23 protein-coding genes are annotated in these 23,823 nt (G+C 65.2%); 11 read left to right on the forward strand and 12 right to left on the reverse strand.

What is annotated here, in order from left to right:
* Positions 1-148 precede the first annotated feature (148 nt).
* Positions 149-1,219, forward strand: coding sequence for an LLM class F420-dependent oxidoreductase (locus tag AC3B6C_RS23235; protein ID WP_488374287.1), 1,071 nt, complete (start codon positions 149-151; stop codon positions 1,217-1,219).
* Positions 1,216-3,144, forward strand: a complete 1,929-nt coding sequence (locus tag AC3B6C_RS23240; RefSeq protein ID WP_488374288.1) for a flavin-containing monooxygenase — start codon at positions 1,216-1,218, stop codon at positions 3,142-3,144. The genes AC3B6C_RS23235 and AC3B6C_RS23240 overlap by 4 nt, the downstream gene beginning before the upstream one ends.
* A gap of 469 nt (positions 3,145-3,613) precedes the next feature.
* On the opposite strand, the gene AC3B6C_RS23245 is transcribed toward AC3B6C_RS23240, so the two are convergent.
* From AC3B6C_RS23245 to AC3B6C_RS23290, 10 genes are all read right to left on the reverse strand, one after another.
* Positions 3,614-4,192: a hypothetical protein gene (locus AC3B6C_RS23245; RefSeq protein WP_488374289.1), complete on the reverse strand. Its 579-nt coding sequence runs from the start codon at positions 4,190-4,192 to the stop codon at positions 3,614-3,616.
* Positions 4,193-4,460: 268 nt separating this feature from the next.
* On the reverse strand, positions 4,461-4,919 hold the full coding sequence (locus AC3B6C_RS23250) for a hypothetical protein (protein ID WP_488374290.1): 459 nt from the start codon (positions 4,917-4,919) through the stop codon (positions 4,461-4,463).
* A gap of 153 nt (positions 4,920-5,072) precedes the next feature.
* Positions 5,073-5,444 carry a hypothetical protein gene (locus tag AC3B6C_RS23255; protein ID WP_488374291.1) on the reverse strand — a complete coding sequence of 124 codons (372 nt, stop codon included), beginning with the start codon at positions 5,442-5,444 and terminating at the stop codon, positions 5,073-5,075.
* A gap of 1,410 nt (positions 5,445-6,854) precedes the next feature.
* The gene (locus AC3B6C_RS23260; protein ID WP_488376372.1) at positions 6,855-7,172 is read right to left on the reverse strand and encodes an AMP-binding protein; all 318 of its coding nucleotides are present in this window, start codon (positions 7,170-7,172) and stop codon (positions 6,855-6,857) included.
* Positions 7,173-7,196: 24 nt separating this feature from the next.
* Positions 7,197-7,604 carry a hypothetical protein gene (locus AC3B6C_RS23265; protein WP_488374292.1) on the reverse strand — a complete coding sequence of 136 codons (408 nt, stop codon included), beginning with the start codon at positions 7,602-7,604 and terminating at the stop codon, positions 7,197-7,199.
* Between the two features lie 2 nt (positions 7,605-7,606).
* Positions 7,607-8,653 (reverse strand): phosphotransferase family protein, encoded by a 1,047-nt coding sequence (locus AC3B6C_RS23270; RefSeq protein ID WP_488374293.1) that lies wholly within the window; start codon positions 8,651-8,653, stop codon positions 7,607-7,609.
* A 17-nt stretch (positions 8,654-8,670) separates the two neighbouring features.
* Complete coding sequence (locus AC3B6C_RS23275; RefSeq protein ID WP_010841256.1) at positions 8,671-10,230, reverse strand: AMP-binding protein; 1,560 nt, start codon at positions 10,228-10,230, stop codon at positions 8,671-8,673.
* A gap of 11 nt (positions 10,231-10,241) precedes the next feature.
* Positions 10,242-11,231, reverse strand: a complete 990-nt coding sequence (locus AC3B6C_RS23280; RefSeq protein WP_488374294.1) for a DUF7064 domain-containing protein — start codon at positions 11,229-11,231, stop codon at positions 10,242-10,244.
* A 27-nt stretch (positions 11,232-11,258) separates the two neighbouring features.
* Positions 11,259-12,098, reverse strand: coding sequence for an enoyl-CoA hydratase-related protein (locus AC3B6C_RS23285; RefSeq protein ID WP_488374295.1), 840 nt, complete (start codon positions 12,096-12,098; stop codon positions 11,259-11,261).
* Positions 12,099-12,124: 26 nt separating this feature from the next.
* Positions 12,125-12,949 carry an SDR family NAD(P)-dependent oxidoreductase gene (locus tag AC3B6C_RS23290; RefSeq protein ID WP_010841259.1) on the reverse strand — a complete coding sequence of 275 codons (825 nt, stop codon included), beginning with the start codon at positions 12,947-12,949 and terminating at the stop codon, positions 12,125-12,127.
* A gap of 219 nt (positions 12,950-13,168) precedes the next feature.
* Here AC3B6C_RS23290 and AC3B6C_RS23295 point away from each other — a divergent pair, with 219 nt between their 5' ends.
* From AC3B6C_RS23295 to AC3B6C_RS23315, 5 genes are read left to right on the forward strand one after another with little or no spacing between them, the layout of a single operon-like run.
* Positions 13,169-14,353 carry a lipid-transfer protein gene (locus AC3B6C_RS23295; protein WP_488374296.1) on the forward strand — a complete coding sequence of 395 codons (1,185 nt, stop codon included), beginning with the start codon at positions 13,169-13,171 and terminating at the stop codon, positions 14,351-14,353.
* On the forward strand, positions 14,353-14,808 hold the full coding sequence (locus AC3B6C_RS23300; protein WP_010841261.1) for a MaoC family dehydratase N-terminal domain-containing protein: 456 nt from the start codon (positions 14,353-14,355) through the stop codon (positions 14,806-14,808). The genes AC3B6C_RS23295 and AC3B6C_RS23300 overlap by 1 nt, the downstream gene beginning before the upstream one ends.
* On the forward strand, positions 14,805-15,245 hold the full coding sequence (locus AC3B6C_RS23305) for a MaoC/PaaZ C-terminal domain-containing protein (protein ID WP_014927444.1): 441 nt from the start codon (positions 14,805-14,807) through the stop codon (positions 15,243-15,245). The genes AC3B6C_RS23300 and AC3B6C_RS23305 overlap by 4 nt, the downstream gene beginning before the upstream one ends.
* Positions 15,242-16,459, forward strand: a complete 1,218-nt coding sequence (locus AC3B6C_RS23310; RefSeq protein ID WP_010841263.1) for a TetR/AcrR family transcriptional regulator — start codon at positions 15,242-15,244, stop codon at positions 16,457-16,459. Before AC3B6C_RS23305 ends, AC3B6C_RS23310 begins: the two co-directional genes overlap by 4 nt.
* A gap of 18 nt (positions 16,460-16,477) precedes the next feature.
* A complete protein-coding gene (locus tag AC3B6C_RS23315) occupies positions 16,478-17,260 on the forward strand; it encodes an SDR family NAD(P)-dependent oxidoreductase (RefSeq protein WP_010841264.1) in 783 nt (260 codons plus the stop codon).
* A gap of 30 nt (positions 17,261-17,290) precedes the next feature.
* Here the strand turns inward: AC3B6C_RS23315 and AC3B6C_RS23320 are convergent, their stop codons facing one another.
* Positions 17,291-19,084, reverse strand: a complete 1,794-nt coding sequence (locus AC3B6C_RS23320; protein WP_488374297.1) for a bifunctional sugar phosphate isomerase/epimerase/4-hydroxyphenylpyruvate dioxygenase family protein — start codon at positions 19,082-19,084, stop codon at positions 17,291-17,293.
* 107 nt (positions 19,085-19,191) lie between these two features.
* Here AC3B6C_RS23320 and AC3B6C_RS23325 point away from each other — a divergent pair, with 107 nt between their 5' ends.
* From AC3B6C_RS23325 to AC3B6C_RS23335, 3 genes are all read left to right on the forward strand, one after another.
* Entirely contained in the window at positions 19,192-19,836 is a 645-nt protein-coding gene (locus AC3B6C_RS23325) for a TetR/AcrR family transcriptional regulator (RefSeq protein WP_010841266.1), read from the forward strand.
* Positions 19,837-19,940: 104 nt separating this feature from the next.
* Positions 19,941-20,825 carry a shikimate dehydrogenase gene (locus tag AC3B6C_RS23330; protein WP_014927447.1) on the forward strand — a complete coding sequence of 295 codons (885 nt, stop codon included), beginning with the start codon at positions 19,941-19,943 and terminating at the stop codon, positions 20,823-20,825.
* Between the two features lie 39 nt (positions 20,826-20,864).
* A complete protein-coding gene (locus AC3B6C_RS23335) occupies positions 20,865-22,208 on the forward strand; it encodes an MFS transporter (protein WP_010841268.1) in 1,344 nt (447 codons plus the stop codon).
* Positions 22,209-22,221: 13 nt separating this feature from the next.
* Here AC3B6C_RS23335 and AC3B6C_RS23340 read toward each other — a convergent pair whose 3' ends face one another.
* On the reverse strand, positions 22,222-22,971 hold the full coding sequence (locus AC3B6C_RS23340; RefSeq protein WP_488374298.1) for an IclR family transcriptional regulator: 750 nt from the start codon (positions 22,969-22,971) through the stop codon (positions 22,222-22,224).
* A gap of 71 nt (positions 22,972-23,042) precedes the next feature.
* Between AC3B6C_RS23340 and pcaH the strand changes: the two genes are divergently transcribed.
* On the forward strand, positions 23,043-23,822 hold the full coding sequence (gene pcaH / locus AC3B6C_RS23345) for a protocatechuate 3,4-dioxygenase subunit beta (RefSeq protein ID WP_014927449.1): 780 nt from the start codon (positions 23,043-23,045) through the stop codon (positions 23,820-23,822).
* The last annotated feature ends 1 nt before the right edge of the window (position 23,823 follow it).

A 23,823-nucleotide genomic window follows, 5' to 3' on the forward strand; every position in this document is an offset into this window, starting at 1 on the left:
CAATTTTGCAGGTGAAGCGGTTATTGACCGCCGAGTCAAGCCATAGTAAGCATTAACACCAGGTCTTCGGAGCAACAGCAGACCGAGCCACACACCACTGTCGGATTCGCGATCGGGCGACACCATCGAGGAAGCAGGGATTCCCACCATGCGCATCGGCACCGTTCTCGGCCATGGCCGCAGTTTCGACCAGATCGCCACCGAGACAGCTGATTACGAGTCGGTCGGACTCGATTCCGCAACTCTCGGGGAGGCCTACACCTTCGACGCGGTGTCTCAGCTCGGATATCTGGCCGCGCGGACGACCACGATCGAGCTCGCCACGGGCATACTCGCGCTCGATGCGCGAACCCCCGCGACCTTGGCGATGACCGCCGCCGGACTCGACTACGTGTCGAAGGGGCGGTTTCGCCTCGGGATCGGCGCCTCCGGACCCCAGGTCGTGGAGGGATTCCATGGCGTCGCATTCGAGCACGCAGTGGGAAAGTCTCGCGAGATCATCGACATCTGCCGCACGGTGTGGCGGCGCGAACCACTCCGCCACGATGGCCGCCGATTTCAGATACCGGTTCCGCCCGAGCGCGGAACCGGCTTGGGAAAGCCCCTCAAGTTGATCAATCATCCTGTGCGATCGGACATCCCGATCTCGATTGCCGCGCTGGGCGAGACCATGGTCGCGCTGACCGCGGAGCTGGCGCAGGGGTGGGAACCGATCTTCTTCTATCCCGAGAAGATGCAGGCGGTCTGGGGAGAGGCCCTGCGACGCGGTCAGGCGGCTCGCGATCCCGCTCTGGGTGATCTCGACATCATCGTCCGGTTACCGTTCGCCATCGTCGACGACGATTCGGCGTGGCTGGATCGTGCCCGACCCCAGCTCGCGCTCTACATCGGCGGGATGGGATCGCGTGAGAAGAACTTCTACAACTCGTTGGCGCGACGGTACGGATTCGACGCGGAGGCCGGCACCATCCAGGACCTGTTCCTGTCCGGACGCCACAAGGAGGCCGCAGCGGCCGTGCCCGACGAACTGGTTCGCGCGACATCGTTGATCGGGCCCGCGTCCTACGTCGCCGACCGCGTCGCCATGCTCGAGGAGCTCGGCGTCGGATTGCTCAACGTCGTCCCGATGGCTGACACACATACCGAACGCCTCGCCGCGGTCGAGTCCCTCCGTGACCTCGTCGATCGAACAGACCCCCCTGGAAAGCAGGAGTCATGACCCTCACCATCACGCCGAATCCGCAACTCGACCGCGAGACCGTGCACGGCGCCGTCTCGGCGGGCAACGTCGCCTGCCTCTTGCCGGTCCTCTACCAGCTGACCGGTGAGGAGAAGTGGTTGTCGGCCCCGTACACCCCACGGTCACCCAGGGGGTTCGAAGAGCTGAACGACGGCGGTCTACCGCCCGAGATCCGCGCCGAGATCTACGACGCGGTGACCGACGCGGTCCTCGATTGGTGTAACGGGAAGCCACCGGCCTACCCGTCACCGTCCGGCGCGGAGCTCGCCCGCCTGATGAGCACCGCCATGGGTGAGTCGATCGGTGCGGAGTACTCGCCGATGGTGGCGGAGCAACTCGGCTTCGCCCCCTATCAACCGGTCGACATCAGAAGCCGTATCCAGGGCTCGCGCAACGACTTCCATGTCGCGATCGTCGGTGCGGGAATCTCCGGTGTGGTCTGCGCGATCAATCTCGAGAAGGCGGGCATTCCGTACACGATCTTCGAACGAGACGAACACCTCGGCGGCACGTGGTGGGCCAACCGCTATCCCGGTGCTCGCGTGGACATCCCGAGTGACCTCTATTCGTTCTCCTTCCATCCGAAGAACTGGTCGGAGTACTTCGCCAGGCGGGACGAGATCTTCGACTACGTCTCGGACGTGGCCCGGGCACACGGCATCGTCGAGCGGGTTCGCCTGCGGCACACCGTGGACTCCGCGGTGTGGGACGACGCGGACCAGCGGTGGGTGCTGTCGGTCACCGGCCCCGACGGCCGACAGCACGACGTCGGCGCGACCGCGCTGGTGACGGCCGCCGGACTGCACAGCACGCCGAACATCCCCGCGTACCCGGGTACATCTGAATTCACCGGACAGATCGTCCACTCCGCGCAATGGCCCGCCGACCTGGACCTCACCGGCAAACGCGTCGCGGTCGTCGGAAGCGGAGCGAGCGCGATGCAACTCGTCGTCGCCATCTCCGAGCAGGTCCAGTCGATGACGATCGTGCAGCGCCAACCCCAGTGGATCACTCCGAACGAGCACTACTTCGCGCCGTCGGATACCGCCAAACACTGGTTGTTCGACAACATCCCGTTCTATCGCGGCTGGTACCGCTTCCGCCTCTACTGGCTCTACACCGAACGCACCTTTGCCGCGCTTCCCGTGGATCCGGACCGCGCCGCGAAGGGGAAACAGGTCAGCTCGCTGAACGATGCCTTCCGGGCACACTTCACCGCCTATCTCGAACATCAGCTCGGCGGCGACGCTGATCTGATCCGCCGAACGACCCCTGACCATCCTCCGTTCGGCAAACGGCTCCTCATCGACAACGGCTGGTTCGCCACCCTGCGCAAGAACAACGTCGAGCTGCTCACCGACCGCGTCGAGCGACTCACGCCGACAGGAATCGTGACAGCCGACGGCGTGGCACGCGAGATCGACGTGCTCATCCTGTGCACCGGTTTCCAGCAGCAGCGATTCCTGTTCCCGATGGAGATCCGCGGCCGAGAAGGAACGTCATTGCGGGAGAGCTGGTCTGACGACAACGGTCGCGCCTACCTGGGAATCACCACACCCGGCTTCCCGAATCTCTTCTTCCTGTACGGGCCCAACACCAATCCTCCCGGGGGCAGCTACATCACCATCGCAGAGGCCCAGGTGCGCTACATCGTCGAATCGATCTCTCGACTGGTCACCGATGATCTGGCCTCGATCGAATGCCGCCCGGAGCCCTACGAGCGATACAACGAGGAGCTCGACGCCGCGAACGACGCCATGGTCTATGCCATGGACGGCGTCGACAGCTATTACCGCAACTCCAGCGGCCGGGTGGTGACCAATTCGCCGTGGCCGGTTCGCGAATACTGGAGCCGAACGGCCCACCCGGAGCCGAGCGACTTCGTGAAAACCCCGCTCCCCTGAACCTCAGCCTGCTGGTGTCTCGTCGGCGGCATGGTCGCCGTCGAGCGCCCGGTCTCATGGAACGCCCGGTCCTCGTCGACCGTGCCGCCGATCGTGCGTCAAATCTCGTCGACCGTGCGTCAAATCTCGTCGACTGGGCGTCAGATCCCGTCGATCGTGCGTCAAATCCCGTCGACTGTGCCGCAGATCCCGTCCATCGTGCGTTTCCGGAGGAGATAGTGACCGTCAACTCTGAACACCCGCGCCCCAAGATCGAACGACTCCGTGCCCCCATCACTCGCCGACCACTGGGTGAAGGCGAGCGAGTTCGGAAATCGAACCACCTCCAATTTTGGCGGTATCGACCATGTAACGGCCCGAACCTATGCGGAGTTCCACATGACCAGCACATCGAGGACCTACTGTCTGTGTGCGTGGCCGGTATGGATCTTTCTGCGCCGATCTGCGCCGTTGGCTCAATCGACGACGGTCACTGTCCCTCGTGAGGGGAGCGTGGCGCCCGCCTCTCACGCGAGATCACGCGGCGGATCGCTTCGACAATCAGGACGACGAGGAGCGCGCAAAGTGCCCCTGCCAGCGGGAAATACACAAGCTCTGGCGAGACGTCGAAGTACGGTGGGCCGCCACGTGTCAGAAAGGGATTGGCCTCGATCCAAGCATCGGTCAGGACGAATGACGGGTCATCGACTTTTTGGACCAGCTGACTGGGGTACACCTGACGCGCGTAGAGGGCAGCGAACAGTCCGATGACAGCCCCGGTTACAAACGCGCCCACCGTCGAGACCGCTGTCTTTCGCCACCCCAGCCCGGTAGCCGAGACCGGCACCGCAGCCAGGCCGATCACAGCCCCCACCAGGAGTCCGACAACGGGAAACAGCAGAAGTTCGGGAAACCAGCGCGGACCTGTTACCGCCAGCAGGTAGTCGAAGGTGAAGAACCCACGATCCTGCCCGGCGAACTCGCCCGTAGGATCGCTGAGAACGAGCCGGCGCGGACTCGCATACCGCCAGCCGAACACCGCCACAAGACCTACGACAGCACCAATCACCGCCGACCCCGCGGCCTGCCTAGTTGCGTGTGCGTGCGGATGGTGAATGAGAGCTGTCGCTTTCGGTTGCTGACGTCGCTTGATGACTACGTGGGATGAGGTCGAGGTAGGTAACCACCAGTTCCTGATCGGCGGGCCGAATTGCTCCTGATGGGTTTACCTGCCATTCGATGCTTGTCGGCATTTGAGAATGTACCGGGGGGAGAACACTTCCCACATGTGTGACATAAGGTTGGTTCAACTTTCACGCCCCATCGGTGGCTGCGGATCAGGTTTGGGTGGCGTTGAGGTAGATCGTCCGGGGGGCTCGTACTGGATCCCATGTGGCAGTGAGGTAGTTAGTGGACTGCCATCGAGTGGATCGCACCAGCGTCGAACTCGGCGCCGGCCCGTGACGGTCCTGGCTTCGCACATCGGAGAGGTCCGGAGTGATCGGCGTGGGTGGGGGAAATCCTGACCGGTCGAGTAACTGGACCAGCCGATCAGCAGACGGTGTGACAATGACCAGATATGCGCTCGAGTCGGGGAACGCGCTGAACACCTCGCCGTAGACGACTTCGTCACCGTCGACGAGTATCAGTCCGATTCCCTCGGCCAAACTCGTGGCGTCATCGGCTGACTCGTAGGTATGCGAGGTCATCCCCCGGTCGATCCACTCGAACAGCGCCCATCTCAGGCCGGCGAGGCCCGCCGCGACGCCAACGACAACAAGAAGTACTGCGGCCACGCCTTTCCACCATCGGAAACAGCGGGCGGCCTGCCCGTGACGAGATTGTCGATCAGCTGGCTTGTCGATACCAGGCTTCCGACGGTCCGGTTCAGGTGGAGTCACAGCCAAGGGTCCAGCGGCCCGACATCTCAGTAGAGGTTCTGTTCGAGCTCAGCGGATTACACATCCCGGCCCGATCGGGGTACCGGGCCGGACAGTGACCGTACGGGTCGGGCCACCTGCAGAGGTCTGATAGGCGGTCAAAGTGTGTTTACCAGGCCGCGTGGGTGTCCACAGCGCGAAGGCGTGGTTGGCGAGTACCGGGGAGACGTAGATTTGTTTACGCGCATAGAAGTCGTCCTGGGGGAAGATGTACGCGCCGCCACTGAGGTCGTAGAACGAGACCGGCAGATCGCGTGGTGTGTTGTAGCTGTCCTTCGTGACCGCGACGAGCGCATAGGTGCATCCGGTGCCGTACCCAGCGCCCGGTCCCAGCGGTACGACGTCGATGCGTGCAACGTCGGCGTGGGCGGTGCCTGCCATCCACGACATAGCGGCGACACATAGAGATGCAGCAACAGCGGTGAGCCGAGCGCGGAGCGAGTTCATACCCACTCATCGACAGCAGATGTCGGTTCATTACTACTACCCTGTTCCGCGGCAACCGTATGGCTCGACCAATGGTGTGCGCGGCATGGCCGAGAGCATGGGCTTGACCCCCGGCGACGTGACAACGTCGTTTACGGCGAGGTGACGAGTTCGTTTCCGGATTCCGGCGCGTACCTCGTCGCGACTCCGTCAGTGGATAGATCCCTCCAGATGCTCTAGCGATCGGGACTGCCCCGTCTACAGAGGTCGCCCCCGACCGTGCCTTAAGCCCCAACGCGATCACGCGCCGACTCCTGGTCCTACGCTGATGCGTTTCTCCCGATGGGACTCCCGCAGCGACCTCACTGTTATTTGGGATCCGGGACGAGCTCCCCAAACGCTCTACGTCAGCGCTCTCCAAACCCGACAAAACCCATGAGACCTACCGAGACCGTTCGTGTCGTTCACGGCCGTGCTCGCGCATCGATGTCAAACCATCTGGGCCGGGGTCACCCTCGCTGGCGGCGACGGCGGACTAGCGGCGACGCCAAGGCCACACCTGCTGGACTTCGTAGCGCAGACCTTCGACTGGGTCATCCGTAGCATCTCATTGTATGAACCCAACTTCCGTTCTCGGCCCGCTAGCAGGTTCGGGTGACGGGAACAGTGCACGAGATACACGCCCCGAGAGGGCAATCGCCAGACGCTGAGTCGTCCCCGGACGTAGGAGACGCAGAACTTCCGCGGTCCGAGGCGCCGACTGCCGCGCTCACCTCAGTTCACCCCAGGGCTTGAGCCACATCCGCTCGGTCATGTCGCTCTCAATCCAGACTCACGGGACACATGATGTAGTTGCAGCTGGCCGGCACCACGGCAAACGAACTGCCGGGTGAATCGACCCAGACATCAGCATGATCGTCGCGCCACTGGAATCAGTGACCAGAGATGCGCTGTAGGGGACGTTCTCTGCAATGATCCCGCTCGACCCATCGCCGTCGAGCGCAGTCCGCGGTCCGAAAGTAATCGTGATCGAGTGCCCCTTATGAGCCCAACGCAGCGACCATCGTTCCCCGACGCCTCGCCCGTCGGGAAGCTTGGCGGTGTCTTTCTGTATCTCGACTGAGCCGGTCCCATCGGCAGCCAGATTGAGGTACCGGAGGTAGCCTCTCCATTCCCCTACGTAGTCGCCTTCCTGCGAAGGCTCGAATGACGGTAGAGGGCCGTCTACGCGCTCCCACGATGCGCCGCCGTTGGTAAGTGATTGCTGTGGTGCAGTGGGCTCTTCGCCGCACGCAGTCACGCCCGCCAGAAGAGCCAACGTCACAAAAAGACCACCGACCATTGAGTGAGTTAGTCCCCGATTATTCACCACGAGGTCGAATCCAGCGTGGTGTACATCTGGTGATAGACCGAGTCCGGCGATACGTCTCGTTGCACCCGGTGTGCCGAAGCCTCGGCGATCTCTGCGGAGACGAGCAGCACCGTGGACGAATCGTCGCGAAGCACCGACATCGGCACATCTGCCGGGAGAACCGCACCCAGAGCCGCGGCGTGGTCTTCGTGGACCACGGCCAGACGACATCCCGCGTCGGTGACGATGTACTCCCACTCCGGCGGCGCCAGTCGGAAATTGAGCGGCACGGGCACCACACCCGCACGGGATGCGCCGAAATACAGCGCGATGCGACTACAGCCGGTCGAGGAGCGTCAGCCCGGCAGTCCGCTGCGCAAAGCGGTCGAGATCTGCTCGTGGACATCGTCATCGGTGAAGCGAAGGACGGCGTCCACCGCCTTCGACGAGGTGTCCGGATCGACGTATGACCGTGCCAGCGCCGCCGAGATCGCTCGACGCCCCTGCCGTAGGCCCTCGACGCCTTGCCCGACGACGTCGTGATCGAGACCCAGATCCCGCGCGAGAACGTCAGTCGCGTGGATGTTCCGCGTCAATCTCTCGGCGTTCCAGTCGATCCGGTCGACGATGTTGTCGAGGGCCTCGATGACCGCGGCCAGCTCCAGCCGGGCGGTCGTGTCGGTCAGATCCCCGGCGACGCGATGGGCCAGGGTGTCGCGGATGGTGGCGAAGACCTGACTCGGTTCGGTGGAGTAGACGGTCATGGTCAGTGTCCCCATTCCTTGTCGCGCAACATCTTCGACAGCCATCCAATGCTGTAGTAGACGCTGTGCGCCATGTTCGAGTAGCGCAGTTCGTCGCGCTCCCCGCGCGAGTAGATGTCGACCGCCTGCAGGCACCCGACGGCCGTCTTGGTCAACGACTGCACCGTCCACCAGGTGAGCGCCTCCGGGGACGGTCGCCAACCGCCCGCCGCCTCGTACTCGTCGAGGAAGGGTTCGAGCTCGATCAACTTGCACAGCAGGGGCGAACGTCCCCTCGATGTCCGCTGCGCGAACCACGCGATGTCGGCGGTCGGATCCGAGAAGTGCGCGGTCTCCCAATCGAGCACTCCGGTGATGGAGCCGTCGGCGATCACCAGGTTGCCGATTCGGAAATCGTTGTGGACGAGCGAGACCCGGCCCGAGACAGCGTCCCGGCGATGATCGAGCCAGGCGAAGGCGAGGTCGAGGATCGGTATCGGGATGTCGACGACCTCCTGATACACCTGCGACCACTTGTCGTTCTCCGTCTTCCCGGTGTCGCCCGGCGCCGGGACCGGCCCAAGGACGGTCAGACCCATGGTCTGCGGATCGGCCGCGTGCAGACGCGCCATCTCGCGGGCGACATCCCGACCGAGTTCCTCCCGCACCGCCGGGTCCGGGACGATCCGAGAGATCGTGGGTGGCATCGGGATCTGCCCGTGGACCTTCTCCATCGCGAACCATCCGCGGGCGTCGCCGGTGGGCACGACGGACGCGACCACTTTCGGGACGCGCATCCCGATCGCGTCGGCGGCATCGAGCAGAGCGACTTCGCGAGCCACGTCGTAGTCACCGACGATGCCGCTGACGGGTTGCCGCTTGACGGCATAGGTGACCGCCTGCGGGTCCCCCGGGCCATCCCAGGTGACGGTGACGAGGTAGGTCTCCCAGGAGTTGCCCTCCCCGCGCTTGTCGACATCGGTGAGACGCAGCGTCCCGTCCGCGCCGATCGCGCGATCGAGTTCGGCGGTGAGATCGTCGAGGAAGCACTCGATCGTGTTGGTGTTCATCGTGGCCCCGGTCTGTCTCACGCGTGCGCACTCGCACGTGCCGGCCAATACGCGTCACGCAGCGGCTTCTTGTAGAGCTTTCCGGTTGGCAGGCGGGGCATCTCGGCGATGAAGTCGAATGATCTGGGGCACTTGAACTTCGCCAGGCCCGCCTGACAGAAGTCCGCCAGACGTACGGCCAGCTGACCCTGATCGACGTGCGGATCCACCGGTTGGATCACCGCTTTGACGGCCTCGCCGAAATCCTCGTCGGGCACGCCGAAGACCGCGGCGTCGAGCACTTCGGGGTGGGTGACGAGGAGATTCTCCACTTCTTGCGGATAGATGTTCACCCCGCCGGAGATGATGACGAAGGCCTGACGGTCGGTGAGATAGAGAAAGCCGTCCTCGTCGAGGTATCCGATGTCCCCGATCTTCGACATCGTGCCGTCGGCGTCCCGCGCCTCGGCCGTCTTGGCCGGATCGTTGAAGTACTCGAAGGTCGCGCCGACGCCGCGGAACCAGATGGTTCCGGGTACTCGCGGCGGGCATTCGTTCCCGTCGTCGTCGAGGATGACCGGTTCACCCATGAAGGGACGTCCCACGGTTCCCTTGTGCGCCAGCCACTCGTCGGGTGTGCAGCCACAGATGCCGTTGGCCTCGGTGCCGCCGTAGTACTCGTAGATGACCGGACCGAACCAGTCGAGCATGGCCTGCTTGACGGCGACCGGGCAGGGTGCGGCCCCGTGCACCACGACCTCCAGCGACGAGAGATCCTGTTGCCGTTCCTGTTCGGGGAGCTTGAGCATGCGCGAGAACATGGTGGGGACCACCATGGAGTGCGTGATCCGATGCTGTTCGATCAGGTCCAGATACTCGCGCGCGTCGAACCGTTTCATCACGACGACCGTGGCGCCGAGACGGATTCCGATGGCGACCGACGACTGTGGTCCGGAGTGGTAGAGCGGCGCGGGCGACAGGAAACGCATGCCCTCCCGTAGATGGAAGACCTTTCGGCCGAAGTCCTCGATGTCGAGGATCTGCCCTGGATGTGCGTCCGGCAGGCGACGCTTGATGGCCTTCGGGCGGCCCGTGGTGCCCGAGGAGTAGAACATCGGGGTGCCCAGGCGCTCGTTCTCGCCGGGAGCGTCGTCGAACCCGGCGACGGCCTCGGCAAAGGACTCGAACGGGTGCGGCACCGGGACGACGTGATCCGCGTCGACGAGGAGCCAGCGACCCACCGCAGGGCAGAGTTGCGGCAACTCCTGTGCGACATCGAATTTCGTTGCCGTGGTGATGACGAGCTTCGATTGCGAGTCGTTGATGATGTACGCGGCCTCGGCAGCGGACAGGAACGAGTTGACCGGCGTGTAGAACAGTCCGCTGCGCTCGGCGGCGGACATCGCCACGATCATCTCGACGTGATTCTCCATGAACAGGGCGATGTGGTCGCCGGGCTCACATCCGTGCGCCCGCAGGAGCGCGGCGAGCCGATTGGCGCGCGAGTCGAGGTTTCCATACGTGAGGACCTCGTCGCTGCCCGCCATGATCACGGCCGGGCGGTCGGGATGTTCGACGGCATGACGTCCGGGATACATAGGAACTCCTTCTACGGGCGGATCGGTCGCAGGAACTCGGCCACGGCCCATCCACCGTGGCCGTCGGCGAGATCGACGGTCATCTGGCCCATCCGCACGGCGCGGTCTTCGGTGCGCTGGGTGACCGGGACGAAGTGGCGGATCGACCCGTCGACGACGATCGTCGGGAGCCCCTCCGCCTGGATCACGCCGACGTGCCGGCCCGTGTACGTGGATTCGCCTGCGTAGTCGGTGAGCACGCGGTAATCGGTGATCGGATGGGCGACACCGTCGGTGGTCAGAACGGCTCCCGCCGACACCCTGACCCCGGATTTCTCGTATTCGCCATAGGCGCTGAACGCGGTTCCGTCGGCCAGCCAACCGGCCACCCACTCCCCGGTGTACGAAGCCCATTCGCGAGGACCCCAGGAATGGTCCCGGAACGAGGTGACCTTGTCGAGAACCCACTTCCGGGTGCCGACCCGGATGGTTCCCGAGAGGTGACCGAACTGCTCGTAGTGATCGCTGGCGAAGGTCGAATCGCCAGGCGTGCAATCGCCGTCGCCATCACTGTTGATCACGAACATCGGGCTCGAGGCCTCATAGGTGAGCTCGATCTCGCAATCCTCGGCGGGCGCGTTCTTGAGCGCGATCCGCCCGTTCTCCGCCATCAGGGACGGATGGGTGACGCGGGCCACCGAGTTGCGATAGGTGATCTCCGCCTTCCGGGTGGGCTCGGTGAACTCGATCTCGAGGCCCTGTCCGGCGAAGCTGTCGTTGGTGTCGCGCGGCGTACGCCCCGCACGGAACGCGATGGCGCCGCCCGGCAGCGTCAGTTGCACGGAGGCCTCGCTGTAACCGAGGTTGGGACGATTACCGATCCGGACGAGACCGCCCAGCTGAGAGACGGGATCGACGAAGTTGAAATAGACACTCTCGTTGAAGTTGTGGATTCCGACGGAGTCGTGTGTCCCCTCGGCGTCGGCGCCGTATTTGCACACGGTGAACGGCTGGCTGGTCATTGTGCTCCTTGGTCTTCGACGATCAGCTCAGAAGCGCTGCGCCGGCGGCGGGTCGAGCGGGGGGAAGACTGCGGGTCGGCGTTCCAGAAAGGACATGACACCCTCGCGGGCGTCGTCGGAGTCGACTCGTCCGGCGTAGGTGCGGGACTCCTCGGCCGCAGCCGGGCCGGGATGCGTGTGCAGCCAGGCGTTGGCGAGCAATCGTCGCGACAACGCCACGGAGGTCGGCGACGTGTCCTCGACGAAGATCCGCGCGTACTCACGGGCGGCCGACATCACCTGATCGGCGGGCACCACCTTCGTGAGGTACCCGGCCTCGTACGCCTCCGCCGCATCGAATACCCGGCCGGTCAGCAGCCAGTCGGTGGCACGACCGAGTCCGACGAGTCGCGGCAGGAACCAGGACGACGCACCTTCCGGGACGACCCCGCGCTGAGTGAACACGAACCCGAATCGGGCGTTCTCGCTCGCGACGCGGATGTCCATCGCGGCGGCGATCGTCGCCCCGCCGCCGATCGCGTGCCCGTTGAGGGCTGCGATCACCGGCTTGCACATCGCGAACAACCGCTCACTGATCCGGCCGGCCGGCTCGCGATAACCGGTAGGAGTGTGGCCGTCGATGTCCTCGACGAGTGCGCGCGAGAGCGTCTCGGGCCCGTCCAGATCCGCCCCCACCGAGAACGACTCGCCGGCTCCGGTGACGATGACCGCCCGGACCTCGGGATCCCGGTCGGCACGATCGAGGGAATGGAGCACATCGACGAGCATCTGGACCCGCATACCGTTGCGGCGGTGCGGGGCGTCGAGAGTCACCACGGCCACGCCGTCGGCGACCTCGTAACCCACTTCCTCGTATCGTCTGTCCATTGCATGCTGTGCCGCAGGCGGATTCGTCACAGTCCGCCGCCGCAGACGAGTACCTGTCCGGTGATGTAGCTCGACTCCGGACTACACAGCAGGTAGACGGCACCGGCCGCCTCCTCGACCGTCCCGGCGCGTCCGAGGGCGATCCCCTTGGTCGCCGCATCCATCACCGCCGGGTCCATTCCGACCCGGATGTCGCGGTCCTCGACCTTGATCGTCTTCGCCTCGGTGGTCACCGACGTCAGGCGCGTGCTGATCACTCCGTAGGCCACCGCGTTGGAGGTCACGTTGTAGCGACCCCACTCCTTGGCGATGGTCTTGGTGAGACCGACCATCCCCGCCTTGGCCGACGAGTAGTTCGCCTGGCCGGGGTTTCCGAGCAGGCCCGAGGTCGAGGAGATGTTGACGACCTTGCGGCAGGGAACCGGGCCCTGCTCACGCTCGCGCTTCACCGCCGCGCTGATGATCGGCTGGGCGGCGCGGAGGATGCGGAACGGGGCGGTCAGGTGGACATCGAGGATGTCCGCCCACTGCTTGTCCGTCATCTTCTGGATGACGTTGTCCCAGGTGTATCCGGCGTTGTTCACGATGATGTCGATTCCGCCGAAGTTGTCCACCGCGGTTGTCACGAAGTGATCGGCGAACTCGGGGTCGGTGACGCTGCCGATGCAGGCGACAGCCTGTCCGCCGGCCGACTCGATCTCGGCCACAACCTCTTTCGCGGGCTCCGGATCGAGGTCGTTGACCACCACCCGTGCGCCCTCGGAAGCGAGTTTCACTGCGACGGCCCGCCCGATGCCCCGGCCCGAGCCCGACACGAGTGCGACTTTGTCCTGAAGTTTCTGCACGCTCACGTGCTGCCTCCCAAAGAGTTTCGGTGTTCTCGCGGTCGACGCACCCTGCGCTTCGTCCACGATTCTGGAGTATGTGACCCCAGTCACTGTGGTGAATGCTAACTTCAGTTGTAGACGCAAGTCAATAGCGCTTTTACTGGTGATATGTGGATATTGTTAGTGACGACTCTATGTGATTAGCTTGCCCCACGACTGCTCGACGAAACGAAAGCTGGACCAATGACCAACGTCTGCATCAGCGGTGTCGGGATGATGCCGTTCACCAAGCCCGGCAAGAGCGAGACCTACGACCGGATGGGCGCGACCGCCGCCCGCGCGGCGCTCGCCGACGCGGGGCTGGACTACACCGACGTACAACAGGCCTATGTCGGCTACGTGTACGGCGACTCGACCTCCGGCCAGAACGCGCTCTACGAGATCGGGTTGACCGGCATTCCGGCCGTGAACGTCAACAACAACTGCTCCACGGGTTCGAGCGCATTGTGGCTGGCGCGTCAGGCGGTCGCCTCGGGCACAGCCGATTGCGTACTCGCCCTCGGATTCGAACAGATGCAGCCCGGCGCGCTGGTCAACGCCTACGGCGATCGCCCGAGCCCCACCGCACGCGGCGAGGAGATCGCGCTGTCACGCCCCGGTGGCGACGCCGATGCGCCGATGGCGGCCAAGATGTTCGGCGGTGCAGGTGTCGAATACATGGACCGACACGGCGTGACGTCGGAGGTCTTCGGCCGTGTCTCGGTGAAGGCACGCACGCACGCCGGCCGGAATCCGCTGGCCGTGTTCCGCGACCCCATCGACCTCGATACGGTGATGTCGTCGAAGCAGATCTGGGGACCCCTCACCCTGCTGATGTGTTGCCCGCCGACCAACGGCGCGGCAGCGGCCATCGTGTGCAGTGAGGAATTCGCCCGCTCCCGCGGTATCGACTCGAGCGTCCGCCTCCGCGCCCAATCGCTCGTCACCGACGTGGCCGGAACCTTCGACACCACCGACATGATGCGGGTCGCCGGCTATGACATGACCGCCAAAGCCGCCGCGGAGGTCTACGAGCAGTCCGGCGTCGACCCCCTCGACATCCCCGTCGTCGAACTGCACGACTGCTTTTCCACCAACGAGGTCATCACCTACGAGGGGCTCGGCCTCACTCCCGAGGGCACGGCCGAGAAGTTCATCCTCGACGGCGACAACACGTACGGCGGTCGCGTCGTGACCAACCCGTCCGGTGGTCTGCTGTCCAAGGGACATCCGTTGGGCGCCACCGGACTGGCCCAGTGTGCCGAGCTGGTCTGGCAGCTGCGAGGTCAGGCCGGGGAGCGTCAGGTCGAGGGTGCGCGAATCGCGCTGCAGCACAACCTCGGGCTCGGCGGTGCGTGTGTCGTCAGCCTGTACGAGAAGGTGTCCTGATGCCGCTCGACCGGACGATCCTCGACGTCGTGTCCCCGACGGTCGTCGCCGACGTCGAACGCGGCCGTATCCGCCAGTTCGCCACGGCGATCGGCGAAGACGATCCGGTTCACCACGATCGCGACGCGGCGGTCGCCGCCGGCCATCCCGACGTCCTCGCGCCGCCGACCTTCCTCTTCGGTCTCGAGTTGGAGAACTCGGATGTGTTCGGCGACCTCGCCGCGCACGGCGTCGATCTGGCGACTGTGCTCCACGGCGAACAACGCTTCAGGTACTTCGCCGACGTGCATGCGGGCGACACGGTGAGCTTCGAGACCCGCTACGTCGACACCTACTCGAAAGCCGGTGGCGCTCTGGACTTCTTGGTCCGACGCACCACTGTGAGGCGTTCCGACGAGGTCGTCGCCGAATTGGAGAGCGTGAGCGTGATCAGGAATCCGGAGGGCACGAGATGAGCACACCGATGTCCGGCGACGTCGTCGGAGTACTCGAACCCGGCGCGGTGACGCGTACGACTCTCGCGTTGTTCGCCGGCGCATCCGGGGACCACAACCCGATCCACATCGACATCGACTCGGCTCGGGCCGCAGGCATGGACGACGTCTTCGCCCACGGGATGTTGTCCATGGCCTACCTCGGGCGCCTGCTCACCGCGCACTTCCCGCAGAGCAGCATCCGGGAGCTGTCGACCCGGTTCACCGCGATCACCCCGGTCCTCGCCGAGCCGGTCCTCACCGCCACGGTCAAGGAGCTGATCGCGGTCGCGGACGAGCAGCGCGTCGTACTCGATCTCGACGTCCGGCTGGCGGATGGGACCCGGACGCTGTCCGGCACGGCCGTCGTGGCTTGGTCCGGTCCCGACCGGGACCCGAATGCGACACTTACTCCATGACCGACACCACCCACGTCGCGCCTCCCTCCTCGAGCCGAGGTGAACACCGAGCAGGACAGATCGTGCGGGCCGCGACCCTCCTGTTCCAAGATCTGGGGTACCAGAACGTCAGCATCGACCAGATCGGCTCCGCGGTGGGTCTCACGGGACCGGCCATGTATCGGCACTTCAAGGGAAAGTACGCAATCCTGGTGCAGGCGTTGCGCAGCCAGGTCGCCTTGGTCGAGGAGCTCACCGATCGCGCCGATCGAGAGGGCACGACCCCGCAGGAGCGTCTGGATCTGTTCCTCGACGGACTGTCCGACATCACCGCCAACGGCGACGAAGCGACCCTGTGGCGTCGGGAACAACGACATCTGCGCGAAGCCGATCGGGCCGAGTTCCAGGAGGACTTCCGGAAGAACCGGGATCGCATCGCCGCAAAGATCGCCGCGGTCCGACCGGAGACGGCCAGGCAGGATCGGGAGCTACTGGGTTTCGCCGTGTTGACCATGTACTCCAACACGCCCAGCATCCGCGGCAATCTGACGCCCGAGCGCCTGATCGCCGTCCAGCAGACGATCGCTCGCAAGATCATCGGTTGCCGACTGCCGGCTGTCGACGCCGACTCCGTGCCGGCCCCCGTGCTGGTCCATCGCAAACCCGCCGGGCGGCGGGAGAGGATTCTCACGGCGTCGACCGCCCTGTTCGACGAGCGCGGCTTCTACGACGTGCGCATCGACGACATCGCGAAGGCCTCAGAGATGTCGGTGGCGACGCTCTATCAGCACGTGACCGGCAAGACCCAGGTGCTCAAAGCGATCTTGGAGCGCGGTGCCGAAGGATTGCTGTACGTCACCGCCGAAGCACTGGCACATGCGACGACGCCCGAAGAAGTCCTCAGATCGCTTGTCGACACCTACATTCACCAGGCACTCGGCGTTCACGGACGCATCATGCACATTCTCGCCGCGGACCTTCTCTACCTCTCCGACGACGAACAGTTCCGGCTGCGCGAAACGCAGCGCGAGTACGTCGCCGAGTGGATAGAGGCGATCTGCGCGATGTCCGACGAGGTGACCGTCGACGACGCGCGCGCGCTCGCGCAGGCGGCGATCTCGGTCATCACCGACGTCAGCCAGAACCCGGAACTCAAGACCCGTCCCGGCCTCGCCGAGCAGCTGTCGGCGCTCGCCCACGCGATGGTCGTTCCCGAGGGTCTCGAACCCTCGTGATCCCCACATGTCGAAGGGATGTCTGCCTTGTCCTCTCCCGAATCTCGTAGTGCCGTCGTCGTAGGGGGCGCCTCCGGTATCGGAGCCGCCATCGCGCGCGCACTGGCCGCCGACGGCGCTGCCGTCACCGTCGCCGATCGCAACATCGGACTCGCGAGAACCCTTGCCGCCGAACTCGGCTCGCCACACGACGCAGCGACCGTCGACGTGGTGGACGAAGAGTCGGTCCGTGATCTGTTCGAGTCGGTACGGTCTCGCCGCGGGCACCTGGACATCGTCGTGAACAGCGCCGGACTCAGCGCGGCCGGAGCCGTCACAGACCTGCCCATCGACAAGTTCCGCCGCGTTGTCGACGTCTGTCTCACCGGCGCGTTCGCGGTCATCAAACACGCCGCACGCACGATGGACGACGGCGGGGTCATCATCTCGCTGTCATCGTTGAACGCTCGGCAGCCGGGAACCGGCATGAGCGCGTACTGCTCGGCCAAAGCGGGGCTCGCGATGCTGACCCAGGTCGCCGCACTCGAGCTCGCGGGGCGGAACATCCGCGTCAATGCGATCGCGCCGGGGATCGTGATGACTCCCCTGACCACACCGTCGATGTCGGTGCCGGGCCTCGAGGACGACTACCTGGCCAACACCCCGCTCGGGCGATCGGGAACCCCCGAGGAGATCGCCGAGGCCGCGGTCTACATGACTCATGCATCCTGGCTCACCGGAGAGAGTCTCGACCTCAACGGCGGCGCGCACCTGGTCCGCTACCCGGACCTGCTCAAGCACTTTCAGGCCTCGGCCGTCTGAGTACGGCCGTACCAGATCGCCCGACGAGCGCTATCTGCGCACGGTACCGACGCCGCGCTGCGCGGCAAGGCGTACCGGCGCGTTGTCCGTACCGTAGCCGTCGTAGCCGCCGAACCGCTGGACGAACTCGAAGAACACCGTGCCGACCGTGCGGGTGTAGAAGTGGATGAAGTGTCCCCCGTCGGGGCTGCGGTCGTAGAGCAGGTTGAGTTCACGCAATTCGGCAACGGTGGCGTCGGGCAGGCCGAACCGTCCCGACAGGTAGTCGTAGTAGTTGTCCGGCACGGTCAGGAACACCAGTCCGGCGGCCGAGGCCGACCGAGCCAAGGCGATCACGTCCGAGCACGCGAACGCCACGTGCTGTGGCAGTCCGGCGTCGTCGAGGATGTGGGGAGCGACGTTGAGCGGCAACCGCACCGACGAATCCGCGTTGCGCAGCACCTGGCTGCGGACCAGGCCCGTGGGGCCCGGTACGTCGGCGGGGGCATCGGCGGTCATGCCGAACACACTCGTGAGGAACAACCGGCCGTCCTCGGCGGTCTGCCACGGATGGGTCAGGTTCACATGGTCGATCGCGCCGACGAAGCCCGGATCGGCATCAGGCAGACCGCGTTCGAACTCCGCGACCCACGCCGGAATGCCGTCCCCCGCAGGCTCGGTCACCCAGAAGAATCCGGTGCCGTCCGGCGCGATCGCACCGCCGAACGGCTGTTCGGCGGCAAATGTGCGTCGGTAGGCGACCGGTGCCATCAGCTCGGCAGCCCGTTGAGAGGTGGCATCCGCATCCGGCACCTGGAGCCCGACGGCCGCGACATGCGCCACCTCGTCTCGTGCCTGTTGCTCGTTGAGCACGACGCGCGCACCACCGGCCGACCACAGCGACACCGGCTTGGTGCGATGCCGGCCGCGCGGCGTGAATCCGAGTTGGCCCAGCAGGACCTCGACTTCGGTCATGTCCTCCGCCTTGAGCTCCACGAAGTCGAACCCGGTTGGCGGTTTGGCGTCGGTGAGGGTCGACGACACCTGGTCGCGTAGCCACAACAACGACCGTAATGCGTGCACCGCGGTGTGGCCCGGGTCGGTCTGGCGGAAGGTGTCGTTGAAAACCTCGAGCGACAGCGGGCCCGTATAACCGGCGGCAAGGGTGTACCGCACGAACTCGGCCAGGTCGAAGGCACCTTCGCCGGGGAACAACCGGTGGTGACGACTCCACGACAAGACGTCCATTTTCAGTGCCGGGGCATCCGCGAGCTGCAGGTAGAAGATCTTCTGGCCATCGATGTCGGCGATCGCCGCCGGATCGTGGCCGCGGGAGAGAACGTGGAAGCTGTCCAGGCAGATACCCACTGCCGGATGGTCGGCGAGTTGCACGATCCGCCAGGCCCGGCGATAGTCGTCGATGAACCGGCCCCAGGCCAGCGCCTCGAAAGCGATGCGGATGCCGTACCCGGCAGCCAGGTCGCCTATGCGGCGCAATTGGTCCGCGGAGACCTCATCGGAGTCGATGGTGGCGGTGGCGACGTTGCTGCAGACGAGCACGGTGTCGATACCGAGCCGCTGCGCCGTGGCGAACGTGGCGCCGGCGCGGCGCAGGTTGTCGGTGAAGGTCGTCTCGTCGACGCCCTCGAGGTCGCGCAGCGGCTGATAGAGGTCGAGGGACAACCCGAGGCGACGCGCCAGATGTCGGATCTCCTCAGGCGAGTGCTCACTGGCGATCAGGTCGGGCTCGAAGATCTCTACGCCGTCGAATCCGGCATCGGCACAGGCGTGCAGCTTCTCGACGAGCGATCCGGACAGTGAGACCGTGGCGATCGACGTCTTCATCTTTCCTCCTGTGATGGGTGCCACTTCCGACCTCAATGTACCAAACAGTTAATTGAGTCGGAAGGGTTGCTCAGGCCGCTACCGGGTCCCCAGTAAGCTCTCTCGACATGGTCGCCAAACCGAGAGCCGAGCTGCAGCGTGATGCCGAGCGCACGCGAGCGGAGCTGTTGGAGGTGGCCACCGAAGTGTTCGCCGAGTCGGGATATTCCGGGGCGCGAGTGGACGAGATCGCCGAGCGCACCCGCACCACGAAGCGGATGATCTACTACTACTTCGGCGGCAAACAGCAGCTGTATCTCGCCGTACTGGACAACGCATATCGCGGCATCCGCACTGCTGAGCAGCGTTTGCGGGTTGATCACTCCGATCCCGTGGTCGCGATCCGCAGGCTCACCGAGGTGACGTTCGACCATCACATCGCCCACGACGCGTTCATCCGCCTGGTCTCCATCGAGAACATTCACCGGGGCGAGTTCGTCCGACAGTTGCGCGAGCTACCCGAACTCTCCCGGCCGGCGACGTCGCTGCTCGACGAGATCCTGCGTGCCGGACGCGAAGCCGGCGCGTTCCGTGATGACGTCGACGCCCTCGACGTCCACCTCGTGATCAGCTCGTACTGCGTGTTCCAGGTCGCCAACCGCTACACATTCGGCTACCTCTTCGACGTCGACCTCTCCGAGACCTCGCAGCGCGCCCACCTGCGTCGCATGCTCGGCGACATGGTGGTCGGCTGGCTCACCAGCCGCCCATAATCCCGCCCTCGGCGAGTCCCACCTCACATTCGTGTCTTGACGGGACCCGCACCACAGTGCTGTACTTTCCGTACGTACTAGTTCGTACATTAAGGAAACGCTTGATGACCTCCAAATCGGACGCGGGACGGCCCTACCTGGTGGGCCTCGTGGGCACCGGTGTGGGCCCCTCCCTGACTCCCGCTCTGCACATGGCCGAAGGCCGTGCGCAGGGCCTGGACTACGTGTACCGGACGATCGACCTCAACACATTCGGGGTTGCCCCGCACCGGATCGGCGACGTGCTGTCGTGGGCGCAGACCCTCGGCTACGACGCACTGAACATCACCCATCCGTGCAAGCAGCTCGTCATCGAGCATCTCGACGACGTCGACGAGACCGCGCGCACGCTCGGAGCGGTCAACACCGTGGTCTTCGACGGCGGGCGGACCGTCGGGTACAACACCGACACCACCGGATTCGCCCATGGCTTCGCCGAGGGGTTGCCCGCGGCGCCGATGGCCGCCGCCGTGCTGATCGGCGCCGGCGGCGCCGGCTCGGCTGTCGGCGACGCGCTGTTGCGGATGGGTGTCGCCCACCTGACAGTCGTCGACCTCGACGTCGACCGGGCCGCCACGCTGGCCTGGCAACTCGCCGACCGACACGCGTCGGCCCGCGTCGACGCGTCCTCGCTCGACAAGCTGTCGGTGCTGCTGCCCGACAGCGACGGCGTCGTCCACGCGACGCCGACCGGCATGGCCGAGCACCCCGGACTGCCGTTCGATGCCGCCCTGCTGCACCCCGGCCTGTGGGTGGCCGACATCGTCTACCGGCCCATCGACACCGCGCTGCTGCAGGCGGCCCGCGCGGCCGGTTGTCGGACCCTGGACGGCGGGCACATGGCCGTGTACCAAGCCGTCGACGCCTTCGCGCTGATCACCGGACGTACGCCGGACGCCGAGAGAATGTCGGCCCACTTTCGCGACCTCGTCGCTCGAACCGCCACCTAGACCCCTCACATCCAGCACCATCTCGTTAAGGAGCAGCCGATGACCAACGACGCCCCGTCGACGCCAGACGAGCCAGACGGACGAACACCGAAACGCGCCGCGCTGGCCAGCTTCATGGGCAGCGCAGTCGAGTACTACGACTTCTTCCTGTTCGGATCGGCTGCCGCACTGATTTTTCCGCACGTGTTCTTCCCCTCCGACGACGAAGCCGCGCTGGTGATGTCGTTCGCGACGTTCGGATTCGCCTACGTGGCGAGGCCCGTGGGAGCGTTCATCCTCGGTCATTTCGGTGACCGGATCGGTCGCCAGCGCGTGCTGATGTTCACGCTCGTGCTGATGGGCCTGTCGACGTTCCTGATCGGCTGCCTGCCCAGTTTCGAGACGATCGGCTGGGCCGCCCCGGCCCTGCTGGTGATCTGTCGGTTGATGCAGGGCTTGTCGGCCGCGGGAGAGCAGGCCGGGGCCAGTTCGCTGACCCTCGAACATTCACCCGATGACCGGCGCGCGTTCTTCACCTCCTGGACCCTGACCGGAACCCAGGGCGGACTCATCCTCGCCTCGCTCGTGCTGATTCCGTTCGTTTCCCTGCCCGACGAAGCCAAGTACAGCTGGGGCTGGCGCGTGCCGTTCTGGCTGAGCGCTGTCGTGGTCGTCGTCGCCTACTTCATTCGCCGCCAGCTGCACGAGACACCTCAGTTCGCCGAGGCGAAGGCCGCGGGGACGATCGCGCGGGTGCCGCTGGTGCCGCTGCTTCGCGACCACTGGCGTGACGTACTGCGCGTGATCCTCTGCGCGTTCATCGCCGCGGTCTCGACGGTCTTCGGCAACCTCGCGATCGCCTACGGCAAAGAAGTGGGCCTGGACACCGACGTCACGTTGTGGCTGGTCGTGGTCGCCAACGTCGTCGCACTCGGCACCCAGCCGATGTTCGGAATCCTCGCCGATCGCATCGGACGCAAGCCGGTGTTCGTCTACGGCGCAGTCTCTTCGGCCGTGCTGATGCCGTTCTACATGCTCTCGATGAGCGGTGACAACAATCTGCTGACCTTCGCACTCGCGGTGGCCACGTTCTCGTGCGGTTACGCCGCCGCCAACGCGGTGTGGCCCTCGTTCTACGGCGAGATGTTCTCCACGCGGGTTCGTTTCTCCGGCATGGCGATCGGCACTCAACTGGGCTTTCTCGTCGCCGGGTTCGCACCCTCGATCGTCACCGCGCTGGGCGGGGTGCGGGAAGGCGGCTGGGTGGTGATCAGCATCTTCACCGCGGTGGTCTGTCTCATCTCCGCCGCCGCGGCGCTGACCGCACGCGAAACCAAGGACGTCCCCACCACGATGCTGGGTCACAAAGTTCCGGAATCTGCCAAAGATCTCGTCCACCACTGATTTCCAGTACCGGCTACAGTAGGCGCCCGATCCCTCGCGCGGCGACCTGCAGGGCTCCGAGCAACCGCTGGCGGTCGCGTTTGAGAGTGGGTACCACCACTCCGATCGCGGCCGCCACGGTGTCGTCGGAGACCCGTATCACCGGTACCGCCATCGAGCACGCCCCCAGTGACATCTCCTCGACGGTGGTGGCCACGCCGTCGCGCCGCACCTTTTCCAGCTGTGCCACAAGAACGTTGGGCGCGGTGATGGTGTACGGCGTCACCCGGGTGAGGTTCGCCAAGGCCTGCCGCTCCACATCTTTCGAGGCGTGCGCGAGCAAGACTTTGCCCACGCCGGTGCAGTGCAGGGGCAGTCGACTGCCCACCGTACTGACAATCGGCACCGACGCACGGCCCGCCATCCGCTCGAGATACAACACCTGGGCGCCATCGAGCACGGCCAGGTGCACGGTCGCCAGCGTGGCTGCGTAGACGTCGTGCAGAAACGGCTCCGCCACCTGCTTGAGCCTGCCCTCGACCGGAGCCTGCAAGCCGGCCTCCCACAACAGCCTGCCGATGACGTAGCGTCCGTCGTCACGACGGTCCAGCGCCCCACCCGCGACCAACTCCCCCGCCAGCCGAGAAGCTGTGGGAAGCACCAGGTTCGACCGCTGTGCGAGCTCGGTCAGTGTCAGCGCACGATGTCCTTCGTCGAAGGCGCCGATGATCGCGAGCACTCGCGACGCCACCGTGGCCCCAGGCACCGAAGTGTTTCCGGCCATTTGTCCAGTCCTTTCACTGAGCGGAAGTATAGCCTTCCGTTCGCGAGCCAGGAATAGTTAGCCTCACGGTCATGACAGTCCCTATCGACACCAATCCCGACAGTGCGTCGACGAGCCAGGCGGAGATCAATGCCGAGATCTCCGCCATCGAAACCGGTTATCTACAAACCGGTGTCGAGGAGACGCAGCCACGTCTGGACTACGCGCCCTACCGCAGTAGCCTGCTACGCCACCCCACCAAGAACCTCCATCACGCCGATCCGGAGACCATCGAAACCTGGGCGCCGGTGTTCGGAGCGCGAGACGTCCATCCACTGGAAGCAGATCTGACGATCCAGTGCGACGGTGAGCCGATCGGTGAGCGCATGGTGGTGACCGGACGCGTCGTCGACGGCGAAGGGCGACCGGTGCGCCGCCAGCTCGTCGAGATCTGGCAGGCCAATTCGGCCGGCCGCTACATCCACAAACGTGACCAGCACCAGGCGCCGATCGATCCCAACTTCACCGGCGTCGGGCGGTGCCTCACCGATGACGACGGCACCTACCGATTCACCACGATCAAGCCGGGCCCTTACCCATGGAAGAACCACCGCAATGCCTGGCGTCCGGCACATATTCACTTCTCGTTGTTCGGACAGGCTTTCACCCAGCGGATGATCACCCAGATGTACTTCCCGGGTGACCCCCTCTTCGCCCTGGACCCCATTTACCAGGCGATCACCGACCAGAAAGCCCGCGACAGGTTGGTCGCGGCCTACGATCACGACGTCACGACCCATGAATGGGCCACCGGATACCGCTGGGACATCGTCCTGGCCGGCCCGCACCGCACGCTTTTCGAGGAGGACTGAC

This window comes from Gordonia sp. 11cp, from assembly GCF_057767225.1.

Excerpts from the sequence above, each read along its gene's own strand:
- AC3B6C_RS23235 (WP_488374287.1), top strand. The coding sequence starts at position 149 with ATGCGCATCGGCACCGTTCTCGGCCATGGCCGCAGTTTCGACCAGATC.
- AC3B6C_RS23240 (WP_488374288.1), top strand. The coding sequence starts at position 1,216 with ATGACCCTCACCATCACGCCGAATCCGCAACTCGACCGCGAGACCGTG.
- AC3B6C_RS23255 (WP_488374291.1), bottom strand. The coding sequence starts at position 5,444 with ATGGCAGGCACCGCCCACGCCGACGTTGCACGCATCGACGTCGTACCG.
- AC3B6C_RS23265 (WP_488374292.1), bottom strand. The coding sequence starts at position 7,604 with ATGACCGTCTACTCCACCGAACCGAGTCAGGTCTTCGCCACCATCCGC.
- AC3B6C_RS23270 (WP_488374293.1), bottom strand. The coding sequence starts at position 8,653 with ATGAACACCAACACGATCGAGTGCTTCCTCGACGATCTCACCGCCGAA.
- AC3B6C_RS23275 (WP_010841256.1), bottom strand. The coding sequence starts at position 10,230 with ATGTATCCCGGACGTCATGCCGTCGAACATCCCGACCGCCCGGCCGTG.
- AC3B6C_RS23280 (WP_488374294.1), bottom strand. The coding sequence starts at position 11,231 with ATGACCAGCCAGCCGTTCACCGTGTGCAAATACGGCGCCGACGCCGAG.
- AC3B6C_RS23285 (WP_488374295.1), bottom strand. The coding sequence starts at position 12,098 with ATGGACAGACGATACGAGGAAGTGGGTTACGAGGTCGCCGACGGCGTG.
- AC3B6C_RS23295 (WP_488374296.1), top strand. The coding sequence starts at position 13,169 with ATGACCAACGTCTGCATCAGCGGTGTCGGGATGATGCCGTTCACCAAG.
- AC3B6C_RS23300 (WP_010841261.1), top strand. The coding sequence starts at position 14,353 with ATGCCGCTCGACCGGACGATCCTCGACGTCGTGTCCCCGACGGTCGTC.
- AC3B6C_RS23305 (WP_014927444.1), top strand. The coding sequence starts at position 14,805 with ATGAGCACACCGATGTCCGGCGACGTCGTCGGAGTACTCGAACCCGGC.
- AC3B6C_RS23310 (WP_010841263.1), top strand. The coding sequence starts at position 15,242 with ATGACCGACACCACCCACGTCGCGCCTCCCTCCTCGAGCCGAGGTGAA.
- AC3B6C_RS23315 (WP_010841264.1), top strand. The coding sequence starts at position 16,478 with ATGTCTGCCTTGTCCTCTCCCGAATCTCGTAGTGCCGTCGTCGTAGGG.
- AC3B6C_RS23320 (WP_488374297.1), bottom strand. The coding sequence starts at position 19,084 with ATGAAGACGTCGATCGCCACGGTCTCACTGTCCGGATCGCTCGTCGAG.
- AC3B6C_RS23325 (WP_010841266.1), top strand. The coding sequence starts at position 19,192 with ATGGTCGCCAAACCGAGAGCCGAGCTGCAGCGTGATGCCGAGCGCACG.
- AC3B6C_RS23330 (WP_014927447.1), top strand. The coding sequence starts at position 19,941 with ATGACCTCCAAATCGGACGCGGGACGGCCCTACCTGGTGGGCCTCGTG.
- AC3B6C_RS23335 (WP_010841268.1), top strand. The coding sequence starts at position 20,865 with ATGACCAACGACGCCCCGTCGACGCCAGACGAGCCAGACGGACGAACA.
- AC3B6C_RS23340 (WP_488374298.1), bottom strand. The coding sequence starts at position 22,971 with ATGGCCGGAAACACTTCGGTGCCTGGGGCCACGGTGGCGTCGCGAGTG.
- pcaH (WP_014927449.1), top strand. The coding sequence starts at position 23,043 with ATGACAGTCCCTATCGACACCAATCCCGACAGTGCGTCGACGAGCCAG.